This is a genomic window from Roseinatronobacter domitianus (assembly GCF_023336755.1).
Lineage (GTDB): Bacteria > Pseudomonadota > Alphaproteobacteria > Rhodobacterales > Rhodobacteraceae > Roseinatronobacter > Roseinatronobacter domitianus.
This window is the reverse complement of record NZ_JALZWP010000008.1, coordinates 138,478-151,564: the sequence shown is the minus strand read 5'-3', so window position 1 is coordinate 151,564 and position 13,087 is coordinate 138,478. Positions and strand designations below refer to the sequence as shown.

11 protein-coding genes are annotated in these 13,087 nt (G+C 58.3%); 2 read left to right on the top strand and 9 right to left on the bottom strand.

The window, feature by feature from the left end:
- Nucleotides 1-193 precede the first annotated feature (193 nt).
- From M3N55_RS10045 to ccoN, 5 genes are all read right to left on the bottom strand, one after another.
- The gene (locus M3N55_RS10045; RefSeq protein ID WP_249058464.1) at nucleotides 194-1,102 is read right to left on the bottom strand and encodes a LysR family transcriptional regulator; all 909 of its coding nucleotides are present in this window, start codon (nucleotides 1,100-1,102) and stop codon (nucleotides 194-196) included.
- 318 nt (nucleotides 1,103-1,420) lie between these two features.
- Entirely contained in the window at nucleotides 1,421-2,308 is an 888-nt protein-coding gene (gene ccoP / locus M3N55_RS10040) for a cytochrome-c oxidase, cbb3-type subunit III (RefSeq protein ID WP_249058461.1), read from the bottom strand.
- On the bottom strand, nucleotides 2,308-2,526 hold the full coding sequence (locus M3N55_RS10035) for a cbb3-type cytochrome c oxidase subunit 3 (RefSeq protein ID WP_249058460.1): 219 nt from the start codon (nucleotides 2,524-2,526) through the stop codon (nucleotides 2,308-2,310). Before M3N55_RS10035 ends, ccoP begins: the two co-directional genes overlap by 1 nt.
- Nucleotides 2,527-2,543: 17 nt before the next feature.
- Nucleotides 2,544-3,272 (bottom strand): cytochrome-c oxidase, cbb3-type subunit II, encoded by a 729-nt coding sequence (gene ccoO, locus M3N55_RS10030; RefSeq protein ID WP_249058459.1) that lies wholly within the window; start codon nucleotides 3,270-3,272, stop codon nucleotides 2,544-2,546.
- A gap of 15 nt (nucleotides 3,273-3,287) precedes the next feature.
- Entirely contained in the window at nucleotides 3,288-4,895 is a 1,608-nt protein-coding gene (gene ccoN, locus M3N55_RS10025) for a cytochrome-c oxidase, cbb3-type subunit I (protein WP_249058458.1), read from the bottom strand.
- Nucleotides 4,896-5,090: 195 nt separating this feature from the next.
- Between ccoN and M3N55_RS10020 the strand changes: the two genes are divergently transcribed.
- A complete protein-coding gene (locus tag M3N55_RS10020) occupies nucleotides 5,091-5,930 on the top strand; it encodes a universal stress protein (RefSeq protein ID WP_249058457.1) in 840 nt (279 codons plus the stop codon).
- 95 nt (nucleotides 5,931-6,025) lie between these two features.
- Here the strand turns inward: M3N55_RS10020 and M3N55_RS10015 are convergent, their stop codons facing one another.
- Together M3N55_RS10015 and fnrL are read right to left on the bottom strand one after the other, a co-directional pair.
- Nucleotides 6,026-6,520, bottom strand: a complete 495-nt coding sequence (locus M3N55_RS10015) for a hypothetical protein (RefSeq protein ID WP_249058456.1) — start codon at nucleotides 6,518-6,520, stop codon at nucleotides 6,026-6,028.
- A 46-nt stretch (nucleotides 6,521-6,566) separates the two neighbouring features.
- Nucleotides 6,567-7,319, bottom strand: coding sequence for a transcriptional regulator FnrL (gene fnrL / locus M3N55_RS10010; protein ID WP_249058455.1), 753 nt, complete (start codon nucleotides 7,317-7,319; stop codon nucleotides 6,567-6,569).
- Nucleotides 7,320-7,371: 52 nt separating this feature from the next.
- Here fnrL and hemN point away from each other — a divergent pair, with 52 nt between their 5' ends.
- Nucleotides 7,372-8,727, top strand: a complete 1,356-nt coding sequence (hemN, locus tag M3N55_RS10005; RefSeq protein WP_249058454.1) for an oxygen-independent coproporphyrinogen III oxidase — start codon at nucleotides 7,372-7,374, stop codon at nucleotides 8,725-8,727.
- A 31-nt stretch (nucleotides 8,728-8,758) separates the two neighbouring features.
- On the opposite strand, the gene M3N55_RS10000 is transcribed toward hemN, so the two are convergent.
- A complete protein-coding gene (locus tag M3N55_RS10000; protein WP_249058453.1) occupies nucleotides 8,759-10,966 on the bottom strand; it encodes a response regulator in 2,208 nt (735 codons plus the stop codon).
- A 117-nt stretch (nucleotides 10,967-11,083) separates the two neighbouring features.
- Nucleotides 11,084-12,952: a polysaccharide biosynthesis protein gene (locus M3N55_RS09995; protein ID WP_249058451.1), complete on the bottom strand. Its 1,869-nt coding sequence runs from the start codon at nucleotides 12,950-12,952 to the stop codon at nucleotides 11,084-11,086.
- Nucleotides 12,953-13,087: the final 135 nt, after the last annotated feature.

Sequence of the window (13,087 nt, the reverse complement as noted above, 5' to 3'; positions counted from 1 at the left end):
TGCGCGCCGTCCTTGACCTGCGTCAAAAACCGCAAAGCAAATTCGAGTTTTTACGATTGGTGGAGTAAGCTGCGGGCATGACAGCGCCGGTCTCCGGTAACACGCGCGAACAGGAAAACAGAGACCGGCGCGGCAAGCCTAAGCAAGCCTGTGATTTCCTACGAAAGACAGATGGCCCTTACCTTGATGCAGATCAAACCCCAAGCGCTGCGACATTCAGTCCCGGCACGCGCGCGGCCTCGGCTTTTAGCCAGCGGCAAAACGCCCGCAAGGGTGGGCGCTGCACACCGGGACGGGTTACAAGATAATATCCCCTGTCGATCTGATCGCGCAAAACAACCTGAAGGTTGCCACTGGCGATATCCGCGGCAACCAGCACTTCGGTCACAACGGCCAAGCCATGCCCACCGCGCGCGGCGTCCAGAACCAGGTTGCCGGGCAGGTGGATCACTCCTCCACTAAGCGCCTTGGCGATCCCTTGTCGTGACAGAAACAAAGACGCCTCGTTCTGTTCCAACTCACTCAACCACGGCAGCCCTGTCAGCGCATCGGGTCCGCCTTCGAGCGGGCCGTTCAGCAAAGCAGGCGATGCCACGACGACAAGCGGTGCATCCATTAGCTTGCGCTGCTCAAACCCCGGCCAATCACCGGTGCCATGCCGGATCGCGGCGTCGAAGCCGCCGGGCTCCAGCGGGCGCAGGGCGGGAGATGGGTCAAGCACAAGGTCAACGCCCGGATGAGCCAGCCGAAACGACCCAAGTCGCGGCACCAGCCATGTGCTGGCGAACATAGCCGTTGTGGTCACTTGCAAAGGACGTTCCCGCTGCGCTTCAGTCAAGGCGCTGACACTGCGCAAGATTTCGGCAAAGCCCAGGCCGAGACCGTGCGCCAGCTGGCGCCCATCGTCGGTGAGCGCGATCTTGCGACCAGAGCGCGAAACCAAAGGCAGGTCGAGTGCTTTTTCAAGCGCCCTTATCTGCTGGCTGATCGCGGCATGGGTCACACCCAGCCGCGCGGCGGCCGCAACAACCGATCCGTTTTCCGCCACGGCGGAAAACGCCCGCAGCGCCGAGAGTGGTGGCATATCGCGCCAGTCAGTCATGTAAGCTAGGCTTTTATATTGAATGAAATTCAGAGTCGCATTTTGTTTTACAAAGATACAAATGAAAGCACAGACATCGCAACCCCGGAGGCTTCAATGTTAGAAATTCATGCAAAAATGCTATCCGTCGCAAGCCGGATCGACGCTCTCTCGCACACGGACACAAGGCCGAATGGTGCGACAACACCAAACAGCCGAGTCAATCATATGACGGACCGTGTTCAGCTTGTAGCGCCACGCAAAACCCGCTGAGCATAAGCACAGAAAAACCCGGCCTGCATAACAGGCCGGGTTGGTTCTTTGATCCAAATGTCAGATTTACTCGCCGCCACCAAGCTGGTGGACATAGGCGGCAACCGCGCGGATTTCCGCTTCGCGCAAACGGCCGTCAAAGCCGGGCATGACGCCAAAGCGCGAATAATAGATGGTTTCATAGACGGTTTCTTGCGAACCGCCATAAAGCCAGATCTGGTCATTCAGCGCGGGCGCGCCAAGGAACGTGTCGCCTTCGCCTTCGACACCATGGCAGGAAGAGCAGTTGTAATCATAAACTTCTGCCCCGGCCGCAGCCAGTTGCGCGTCATGGTCCGACCCGGACAGGGACAGAACGAAATGCGTTGCTTGCTGGATTTCCTCTTCGCTCAGCAGTTCATCACGTCCGAAAGCGGGCATTTCCGAATACCGCGCGTCAAGGTGGTCCTCGTTGCGGATACCGTAAGCAACCGTCTGCACGATATCATCCTGCGTGCCGCCCCAAAGCCAATCATCGTCCAGCAGGTTGGGAAAGCCGCCGGCCTGCACGCCAGCGCCGCCGGCACCATGGCACTGCGAGCACTGCGCCGCAAAGACCGATGCACCAGCGTTTACGGCGAAACGGTGCAGGTCTTCATCATTTGCCAACTCGCCCGGCTCGGTTTCAAGGATTTGTGCGAATAGCACATCGTGGCGCGCTTCGAACTCCGCGATCTCTTTAACGACCTCGGAGCGCGAGGAATAGCCCAGCACACCGCTTGTCGCCTTGTTGATCCCCGGCCAAGCCGGGTACACGATCCAATAGCCGACCGACCAGATAACGCAGAGGATGAAAATCCAGACCCACCAACGCGGCATCGGGTTGTCGAATTCCTCGATACCATCCCAGCTATGCCCGGTCGTGGACGGATCGCCCTTTTGGTGGTTGGCGCTTTTTTTCGAATTGTCAGCCATCACTTGGCCTCTCTCAGGTCGGCGTGACGGGCTTGCCGCTCGCGGTTATCCGGCGCGGCAGGCTTGTCATCGTTGCGGAAAATCATGTTCGCCGTGTCACGGTGGACCTTCTTGCCACTGGGGCGCAGGATGTAGAGAAACACCCCGATAAAGAAGCAAAACATGAACAACAGGTGCCAGCTATCGGCGAAGGCACGCAGCAAGGTATAGGTTTCCATTGCGTTTCCTCCTTTCGTTAGCGCGATGCGTCGGGAACGAAGGTCTCGAAATCGACCAGCGTGCCCAGCATTTGCAGGTAGGCGATGACAGCATCCATTTCTGTGACAGCATCCTGCCCGTCGAAATTGCGCTGTTGTGCGCCCGGATAGCGGTCTGCGACCGGGTCTCCGAACGGTTCGACCTGTGCGAAGAAATCGGTAACTGCCGTATCCATCATCTCATCCGTATAAGGATGACCAAGCATGCGGTAGACGCCCATGATGTCTCTCACCTTCTCGGCGTCCGAACGGTCCAGTTCGCGGTTCATCATGAAACCGTAAGATGGCATGATCGATTCCGGCACAACGCTTTGCGGCTTAATCATGTGTTGCACATGCCAGTCATCCGAGTAGCGACCGCCGACACGGGCCAGGTCCGGCCCGGTGCGCTTGGACCCCCATTGGAATGGATGGTCATACATCGATTCCGCTGCAAGGCTGTAATGGCCGTAACGCTCGACCTCGTCCCGCATCGGGCGCACCATCTGGCTGTGGCAGACATAGCAGCCCTCGCGCCGGTAAATCTCGCGTCCAGCGATCTCCAGCGGCGAATAGGGGCGCATGCCCTCCACCTTCTCGATGGTGTTGTCGAGGTAGAACAAAGGCACAATCTGCACGATGCCCCCGATACTGACCACGAGGAAGCTGAGAACCAGCAACAACGTGGCGTGGCGTTCGATCTTGCCGTGATGGTCAAGAAGTCCCATTTCCGTGCCCTTTCTTTATTCAGCGGGCACTGCGGCACCGGCACTGGCAGGCTTGCGCTCTGCCGTGCTGGTCACAGTTTTCCACAGGTTGTAGCACATGATGATCGCACCAGCGAGGAACAGCGTTCCGCCCAGGCCGCGCACCACATACATCGGGAATTTCGCAGCAACCGTGTCGGCGAAAGAGTTCACGAGGAAACCCTGCGCATCCACTTCACGCCACATCAGGCCTTCCATGATGCCGGTCACCCACATGGACGCGGCGTAAAGCACGATCCCGATGGTCGCGAGCCAGAAGTGCCAGCTGACCAGACGCAGGCTATAAAGCCCCTCGCGCTGCCACAGTTTCGGCACCAGATAGTAAAGCGCCCCAAATGTAATCATGCCGTTCCAACCAAGCGCGCCGGAATGCACATGGCCAATGGTCCAGTCGGTATAGTGCGACAGGCTGTTGACGGCCTTGATCGACATCATCGGCCCTTCGAACGTGGCCATGCCGTAAAAGCCCACGGCCACCACCATCATGCGGATGATCGGGTCGGTGCGCAGCTTGTCCCATGCGCCAGACAGCGTCATCAGACCGTTAATCATGCCGCCCCAGCTTGGCATCCACAGCATGATCGAGAAGGTCATCCCAAGCGTCTGTGCCCAGTCGGGAAGTGCCGTGTAGTGCAGGTGGTGCGGACCAGCCCAGATATACAGGAAGATCAGCGCCCAGAAGTGCATGATCGACAGCTTGTAGCTATAGACCGGGCGTTCGGCCTGCTTGGGAATGAAGTAATACATCATGCCCAGGAAACCGGCGGTCAGGAAGAAGCCCACCGCGTTATGCCCATACCACCACTGGATCATGGCCGACTGCACACCCGACCAGACCGGGATAGACGTGGAGCCAAGGAACGACACCGGGATCTGCACGTTATTGATGATGTGCAGCATCGCCACCGTCACGATGAAGGCCAGGTAGAACCAGTTGGCAACGTAGATGTGCGGTTCCCGGCGCTTGATAAGCGTGCCCATGTAGATCGCAAGGAACGCCACCCAGACAATGGTCAGCCACAGATCTGCCAGCCATTCGGGTTCTGCGTATTCGTTGCCTTGGGTCGACCCGGTGACATAGCCGGTCGCGGCCAACAGGATGAATACCTGATAGCCCCAGAACACGAACCACGCCAAGCTACCGCCCCACAGCCGCGCCGCAGAGGTGCGCTGCACAACGTAAAATGCTGTTGCAATCAACGCGTTACCACCAAAGGCAAAAATCACCGCAGATGTATGCAGCGGGCGCAGGCGGCCAAAATTCATAAACCCTTGGGCCCATTCAAAATTCAGATACGGAAACGCCAGTTGGAAAGCGATGACCACGCCCACAAGAAAGCCCACAACACCCCAAAAGGCTGTTGCAATTACGCCATAGCGCACCGGCCCGTCCATATAGGTGTTCGGGTCGACCACCGGGGCGGGTTCACCCACACGGCGGATCAGCCAGATGAAAGCGATCGCTGCCGACAACATGAACACCAATGCGTGAATCATGTATGACAGGTCGCGTGCCAATCCGGCGGCCACGGCGGCGACGACCACCGCAAGCCCCAGAATGGCGAGCTTTGTGTAACCCAACATAATCTGCGTCCCTTTTTCTATTCGCGCGCCCGGTCTAACGCCGGGAAACACATTTTTGGATGATGCCTTTTGTCACGGGCAGGAGTTTGCGACCTTGACCTAGGTCAAGGAAACACACGGTTTAATCTGCGGCGGATCAATGCGAGGATCCTTAACTTCTGCAACAGTGACGGCGAAACAAGCAGGAGCAGACCCATGGCCTACAAGTCAATCATCAGCTTTGTCACGACCGCAACGGGACTGGACGAATTCCTTGATACCGCAAGCATGATGGCGCAAAGGTCGGACGCGCACCTGGAAGTTTGTTGCATCGCAGTCGATTCGACACAGCCAATCGGCTTCTTTGCCGGGGCACCTGCCGTCATCTACCAAGAATCCCTGGAGCAGCTACAAGGTCAGGCCGAAACCCTGCGCGAAGACGTGCGCGCAAAGCTGAACGGACGGCCCATCCGCTGGAGCACCGAGGATGTTGTCGTGACGATGGGGGCGATCGGGTCTTATGTTGGGCTGAAGGCGCGGTTTTCAGACCTTGTGCTGCTGCCCTGCCCCTATGGCGAGGGGCGCGGGCCGCAAGATGAAATTGTGACAGAAGCCGCCTTGTTCGACGGCAGCGCAGCGGTTCTGATCCTGCCAGATGGTATGAAAGGGCTGCCAGAATTCCGCCAGATCGTGCTGGCATGGAACCAAAGCGAAGAGGCGCTTCATGCAACCCGCGCGGCGATGCCGCTTCTGATTGCGGCCGATCTTGTGAATATTGTTATCATCGACCCGCCCTCGCACGGGCAAGAACGTTCAGACCCCGGCGGTCTGCTAACAACGATGATGGCCCGGCACGGCGTGAAAGCAGAAGTCTCTGTTATTGCAAGCGCAGGGGCGGGCGTGGCCCAGACCTTGCAGCGTCACATGCGCGACAAGGCCGGCGATCTTCTGGTCATAGGTGCCTATAGTCATTCGCGGTTGCGGCAAGCGATTCTTGGCGGCACCACGCGCAGTTTACTATCAGACACCAAGACGCCGATTTTCATGATGCACTAGGGCGTGTCGCGCTCATTGGCACCCGACCCACTCTAGCCTTTGGTGGTCGGGTGTCTTTTTGCGCAAAACTGAGAGCAACTTTTGCGCAACATGCTCTAGTCAGCCCGGCGGGTCAGTTCGGTTAGGATCAGCGTCTCGGCATCCCGGAAGTAGGGGGCGAGCATTGCGTCAGCATGTGCCAAATCGGACCTGACCCGCACCGCATAACCTTGCAGGGTCGCCCTATCGGCCAATCGCAAACCACGAAGGTATTCATGCGCCTGTGCATCATCATAGGCAACAAGCCCTTCGGGAAGGGTTACGACCACCGACGCGAAGCTAGGTTGATCGAACAAGGTCAGGCCAATGCTGGACGCACCGCGCACTTGAGAGAGCAGATTCTTCTCATAGGCAAAGCCGAGCATTATGACCAAGCCCAGCAGCCCCAGCCCCAGCCTGCCGCGCAAACGGGTTGGACCCGACGCACTGTCAATCATTTGCGGCTCTGCGGATGCGGCCACCAAACTTTCCTGATCCTTGTCCCAGTCGAACACGCCCTGCCCCCGGACTGCGTTAAATTGATTGGCCAGGTTGACACCGCAATATGCCATCAATGTGGCATTGGCTGGTCAAGTTTGCGGCGTAGGACAAGTTCGGTCAGACTAGGAAGCCACCGTCCGAATCGTCGCCGGTTTCTTCCAGAAGGCGGTCGAAGTCAGGGATCGTGATGTGGCGTTTACCCTCGGTCACGATCAACCCTTCTTTGCGCAGGCTCGACATCTGGCGGCTGACCGTTTCAAGCGTCAGGCCCAGATATTCGGACATTGCTTCACGGGTCAGCGGCAAGTCGAAGCTAAGCTCACCATCGGCCATGCTCAGTTGCAAGGACGCATCGCGCCGAGCGATGATCGTCAGCAGACTGGCAATCTTTTCGCGCGCGGTTTTGCGGCCCAGAAGCAGCATCCATTCGCGCGCGGCATCCAGTTCGTCCAGCGTCATTTCCAACAGGCGCTGCCCGATATGCGGCGTGCGCAACATCATGTCTTCAAAGGGTTTTCTGCGGAAGCAGCACATCACTGTGTCGGTTGCCGCAGTCACGTCATAGGCAGATGTCTCGCGTCCCGGTCGGCCAATGAAATCCGATGGCAGCAACAGCCCGACCATCTGGCGGCGCCCGTCCTCCATTGTCTGGGACAGGGTCGCAATGCCGGTCACGACAGAGGCGACAAAATCCATGCTGTCACCCGCCCAGACAACGGTCTGGCCAGCCTCAAAACTGCGGTAATACTTAATCTGCTCCAGTTGCTCCAGCTCGTCGCCCTCGCAGCGCGCGCAGACGGCACGATGACGGATCGGGCAATCAGAGCAATCCTGATTATATGTTTTGGTTGTCGAGGAGGCGCGTGTCATCAGGATTGATCTACATCAAGGAAATTGTGGAACTGTCTTGTATTCTAGACACATGAAACATGTTTCGCAACTTTCAAAGCTCGGTCTGTTTGACGCACGTGTGCCGCGGTACACAAGCTACCCAACCGCACCGCAATTCAGCGCCGGCTTGACAGGCCAGACATTCGCCAACTGGATCGGCCAGATCGCCCCCGGTTCGCAGATATCGCTTTACCTGCATGTGCCGTTCTGCCGCAGGCTGTGCTGGTTCTGCGCCTGTCGCACGCAGGGCACCAGTTCGGACGCGCCCGTGATCGCTTATGCGCAGACGCTCAAAGATGAGCTGGAAATGCTGCGGCGCATCCTGCCCGAAGGGGTTGAGCTGTCGCGCCTGCATTGGGGTGGTGGGACACCGACAATGCTGCCCGCCGACGAGATGCGCGCCATCGCGGCGCTGGCCTTTGACATCGCGCCACTGGCCGAAGGGGGCGAATTCTCTGTCGAGATTGACCCCAACGAGATTGACGAAGTCCGGCTTGATGCCCTTGCAGAGGCTGGAATGACCCGCGCCTCTATTGGGGTGCAGGATTTTGACGCCGAAATCCAAGCGGTCATCGGGCGCGACCAAAGCTTTGAGATCACGAAGAACACGGTCGATGCGATTCGCGCGCGCGGCATTGCAAGCCTGAACGCAGATATCCTGTATGGTTTGCCGCATCAGACCCCGAAACGGATTGCCGATTCGGTGCAGAAGCTGCTCACGCTTAGCCCCGACCGGGTTGCTCTTTACGGTTATGCGCATGTTCCGTGGATGGCGCGTCGGCAGCAGATGATTCCTTCTGACACCCTGCCCCGCCCCGAAGAACGGTTGGAATTGTTCGACACCGCGCGCCGCCTGTTCATGTGGGATGGCTATGACGAGATCGGGATCGACCATTTCGCCCGCCCCCATGATGGCATGTCAAAGGCCGCAAAAGCCGGCGTGCTGCGGCGCAACTTCCAAGGCTATACCGACGATCTGGCCCCGGTGCTGATCGGGCTTGGTGCATCATCGATTTCTCGGTTTCCCCAAGGCTATGCGCAAAACGCTCCGGCAACTGCGGCTTGGAAAAAATCCGTGCAGGCGGGCGAGTTTTCGACCACGCGCGGCCATGTCTTTACCCCTGCCGACATCTGGCGCGGGCGTGCGATTGAAGCCCTGATGTGCGATTTCCGGGTGTCCCTGACAGAGTTGACCGAGCAATTCGGCGCACCGCCTGCGGAGGTGGAAACGCTTTTTGACACGGTCAAAGCCAAATTCGGTTCGTTCGTGACCCGTGAAGGTGACGTGCTTGGCATACCGCCAGAAGGCCGACCGCTGACACGCATGATCGCCACTGTGTTTGACGCTTATGCAATGGAAAAGACCGGCCATAGTTCGGCGGTTTGACCCGATACGCCCCAAAGCGGCAGGCGCTGGATTATTCCGGCCCTGCCGAGAACAAGACACCCGGCGGCGCATGATTTTGCAGAGCTTCTAGCAAAACCGCCTTGCGCAACGGCTTGGTAAGCGTGGCGTTCATGCCAGCCGCCATTATCTTGTCGATCTCCTCTCGCAAGGCGTGGGCGGTGAGCGCGATAATCGGTATATCCGCCCCGCCCGGAAGTTGGCGAATGCGGCATGTTGCTTCGCGGCCATCCATCTCTGGCATGGAAATATCCATGAAAATCAGGTCCGGCGGCGACTGCATGAAGCACTCAACCGCTTCGCGCCCGTTTTCCGCCAAGGTCAGGTCCAATGGCAGGTTGCGCACCATCTTGCCAAAGACCAGCCGGTTTGTAGCGTTGTCTTCTGCATAAAGCACTTTCAGCTTTCGCTGTGTCGGCGCGGGCCGATTTTCGGGTTGTGCAGGCGGTTGCCCCGAATTCGTATATTGCCCTTGCAACCGGGCCAGAGCGGAACACAGATCGCGCCACAAGAGCGGCTTGGACAGAGCAACCAGATTGGAGTCATGTGCCAATGCCTGTGTTGCGTCGGTGACGGTCGCACAGAGCAGCACCACGGGACATGCGGGCAAAACTTGTCGCAGTTTAGACAACACGGTGACGGCGTCGGCCTCTGACAGGTCATGGTCCAGAACGACCACATCCGGAGCGTCCTGACGGGCGAGCTTGGTTGCTGTTTCTGGCTGCGTCGCGGTCATGGTCTGAACATGGGCGGATTGCAACTGCCGTTCAATTATTCCGCGACTGATAAGATGATCGCTGACCAGCAAAGCCCGAGCGATCCCTTTCGGAAAGGCGGGTTGCATTGTCCCGGTGTCAGCGCCCGGCAAGGACAAGGACACGCCAAAACACGACCCGACACCCAGTTCCGATTCCAGCCACATCTTGCCCGCCATAAGGGAAATGATGCGCCGGGTAATCGCAAGGCCCAGCCCGGTGCCTTCAAAGCGGCGGTTGGCGGCTTCTTCGACCTGCTGGAATTCCGCAAAGACATGTTCCTGGTTTTCCGGCGCAATTCCGATCCCGGTATCCTCTACCGTCAGGTGCACGACATGCCCTTCTGCCGACATGCCAACCCCCACGGCGCGCACCAGAACATAGCCGCTGTCGGTGAACTTCACGGCATTGCCGACCAGGTTGGTCAACACTTGGCGCAAACGCCCCGCATCAGCACAAAGATCGCGCGCAAGGAACATGTCATAATCGAGGATCAACTCTATGCCCTTGGCGCGGGCAGAGGGCGCGAGCAACGTCAGCACCTCATGGATGGTCTTTTCCAGATCGAATGGTTCGGGGTGCAGTTCCATGCGCCCCGCATCCATTTTCGAGAAATCAAGAATGTCATTGATGATGGTGACAAGTGCCTGCCCGCTGGAACGGATCGTATCGGTAAACATGCGCTGTTCGCTGTCCAGACGGGTTTCTGCCAACAGGTCTGCCATGCCGACGACGCCATTCATGGGCGTGCGAATCTCGTGGCTCATGTTTGCAAGGAAGGCGGATTTGGCTTGTGCCGCAGCCTCTGCCCGCTCCTGCGCTTCGATCAGTTCGGCCTGATAGCGCAACGATTCTGTTATGTTGCGCACAAGCGAGACATAATCGCCATTTGGCACACGCCGATCCATCAAGCGCACACTCATACCATTGATGAAATGCAACTCCCGCGGAGAGATATACTGCGACGCCCAGCGCGTCCGCATGTCTTCGACCCAGATGCCCGGGTCATCGCCGTCAAGCACGGCCAGCCCTTCATAGGCGCAAATTTCGAGGATGCGGGTGTAGCGGATGCCCCGTTCAACTTCGGGAAAATCCCGAAACACCCCCAGATAGGCCTGATTGGCCATCACAAGGCATTGCTCCGAGTCGAACACGGCAAAACCATCCGGCATGGTTTCAATCGCTTCACGCAAGCGCAGATTGGCAAGGTCCACTTCGGAATTCGCGACCTGAAGGTCCTGGGCGGCCTTTTCATTCACATCTTCCAGCGCAACCGCGTGTTGACGAACGATATCCAGTTCCTGCCGCTGGGCCATGACCTGTTCAGACAACGCATAGGCATGGCCGCGCAGCTTCTCATTCGCGGCGTTCAACTCTGCCCGGAGCTGTTCATACAAACGTTCCGCGCGCAAACGGGCGCGGCGTTCCTTGGTGAGCATATCTGCAAAACGAACCGGGACTGTCATACCGCAAGCACAAAACCATAGCGTGTCTCGCAGTATTGGTCGCAGGCATGAACAAGCCCTTAAAATCTTTGTCAGGTCATGACATGAATTCTGACACAGACCACCAAAATGCGCGATTTACCCGGCATGTCCTGCGGTTTGCCCGGTCGGGTTTTCGCCATCCACCGCCAGCGCCTCAAGATCCTTGGCGACCCAGTGCATCAGACCCTTGCGTGCCGCATCCACATCGCCTTTGGAGACCGCCTTGCGCAGTTGCCCCAGTGCATCCTGAAGCTCTGACGCAGACAAGCCCAGCTCCTCTGCCACGAATATCTTGGGATGGCGGGTCGGGCTTTGCCGCTGCGTGATCGAGACTTGCTCTGTCAGCTTTTCGCCGGGGCGCAAGGCCGTGATCGCGATCTCTATGTCGCCTGAAGGCGTTTCGGTGTCGCGCACGGTATAACCCGCAGCTTCGATCATGCGGCGCGCAAGATCGGCCACCCGAACGGGCTCTCCCATGTCCAGCAAGAACACCTCGCCACCTTGTGCCATTGCACCGGCGCGCAGCACAAGCTGCGTGGCTTCCTGCATGGTCATGAAATAGCGGGTCATGTCGGGATGGGTCAGCGTCACTGGCCCGCCACTTGTGATCTGTTCCTGAAACCGGGGGATGACCGACCCAGATGATCCCAGCACGTTGCCGAAACGGACCATGCAAAACACCGTTTTCGATGGGATGGCCATAGCTTGCGCCGAGCGCGCCAGATCGGCAACGACCAATTCTGCCAGTCGTTTCGTGGCCCCCATCGTTCCCACCGGGCGCACGGCCTTATCGGTAGAGACAAGCACGAAATGGTCCACTCCGACCGCTGCGGCGGCCTGCGCAAGCTGCACCGTGCCAAATACATTGTTGACGACCCCGGCTAATACATTTCCTTCGACCAAAGGCACATGCTTGTAAGCTGCTGCATGGATGACAATCTGCACGCCATGCGTTTCGAGCGCGGCCGTCATAGACCGGCGATTGGTAACAGTGCCCAGAAGCGGCACGATCTGGCAGGTCGTGTGGCGCACAATTTCCGACAATTCGCCTTGAATTTGGTAAAGCGCATGTTCGCTTGCCTCCAGCAGCACCAGCCTTGCTGGATTGCACTGAAGCACCTGTCGGCACAGTTCCGACCCGATGGACCCACCAGCCCCAGATACCAGAACGCATTTTCCGGCATAGTGGTCGCGCGCGTCCATGAGTGTTTCGTCCAGAGCCTTGCGGCCCAGGAAAGCGTCGGGCAGCACTTTCTCCAGCGAGTTGACAAGCCGTTCTTCGCCCACAAGCTGCGCGAATGACGGAACGCTGTGCACTTCCAGTCCCAAATCGCCCAGCCTGCGGGCAATACGCGCCAGTTTGGGGCGGCTGACAGACGGCATGGCCAGTAAAATTCGCTTCACATCATTATATTGTGCCACCGCCGCCACCGCACTGACAGGGAACACCGGCAGACCCGCCACGCTGACGCTTTGCAACACCTTGTTGTCATCGACAAAGCCGATAACCCGCGTTCCAATGTCGGGGCGCAGCGCAAGCGCAAGCTGCATACCGGTCGTTCCGGCCCCGTAAATCAGAACATTCCGGACCGGAATGTCCAGCCCATACAACCCGCGCACAAGCCGCAACATCAGCAGGCGCACAAGGACAGAGCCGATCATGAACAGACTGGCTAGCAAGACTGGGCCAGACCCGGTTATGTCATAGCCAATAAAGACATTCAGACCCCAGGCGGTGATCCCAAGCAGACCGCCCAGCCCCGCGCTTCGGGCCATGCCGCGCGCTTCATAAGATTTCAGTTGAACCTTGGGCAATCCCAACGCCCATGATCCGACTGCGGCAACCGACACCAAGGATGCCAGCGCGCCCAAATGGGCAGCGACACCGGCCTGTGCAATGCCGCTTGCGTTCTCCAACACAATGACGGTCACGAAGGCGACCACGACAATCACGACGTCGATCATAAACAGTAAAACCTGTTTGTAATCGCGTCGCATGTCCCGAAGAGCGATCAGCTGACGGATAAAGGCTTTGTTTCTTAGCAAGCCGTCAAAGAGCATATGAATTGCGGGCCTCCGAAAATGGCACAGAACGCGAAC

What these genes read in the sequence shown, in the direction of transcription:
- M3N55_RS10035 (WP_249058460.1), bottom strand. Translation starts at nt 2,526, where the DNA reads ATGGAAACCTATACCTTGCTGCGTGCCTTCGCCGATAGCTGGCACCTG.
- fnrL (WP_249058455.1), bottom strand. Translation starts at nt 7,319, where the DNA reads ATGACACGCGCCTCCTCGACAACCAAAACATATAATCAGGATTGCTCT.
- M3N55_RS10020 (WP_249058457.1), top strand. Translation starts at nt 5,091, where the DNA reads ATGGCCTACAAGTCAATCATCAGCTTTGTCACGACCGCAACGGGACTG.
- ccoO (WP_249058459.1), bottom strand. Translation starts at nt 3,272, where the DNA reads ATGGGACTTCTTGACCATCACGGCAAGATCGAACGCCACGCCACGTTG.
- hemN (WP_249058454.1), top strand. Translation starts at nt 7,372, where the DNA reads ATGAAACATGTTTCGCAACTTTCAAAGCTCGGTCTGTTTGACGCACGT.
- M3N55_RS10045 (WP_249058464.1), bottom strand. Translation starts at nt 1,102, where the DNA reads ATGACTGACTGGCGCGATATGCCACCACTCTCGGCGCTGCGGGCGTTT.
- ccoN (WP_249058458.1), bottom strand. Translation starts at nt 4,895, where the DNA reads ATGTTGGGTTACACAAAGCTCGCCATTCTGGGGCTTGCGGTGGTCGTC.
- M3N55_RS09995 (WP_249058451.1), bottom strand. Translation starts at nt 12,952, where the DNA reads ATGATCGACGTCGTGATTGTCGTGGTCGCCTTCGTGACCGTCATTGTG.
- ccoP (WP_249058461.1), bottom strand. Translation starts at nt 2,308, where the DNA reads ATGGCTGACAATTCGAAAAAAAGCGCCAACCACCAAAAGGGCGATCCG.
- M3N55_RS10015 (WP_249058456.1), bottom strand. Translation starts at nt 6,520, where the DNA reads ATGGCATATTGCGGTGTCAACCTGGCCAATCAATTTAACGCAGTCCGG.
- M3N55_RS10000 (WP_249058453.1), bottom strand. Translation starts at nt 10,966, where the DNA reads ATGACAGTCCCGGTTCGTTTTGCAGATATGCTCACCAAGGAACGCCGC.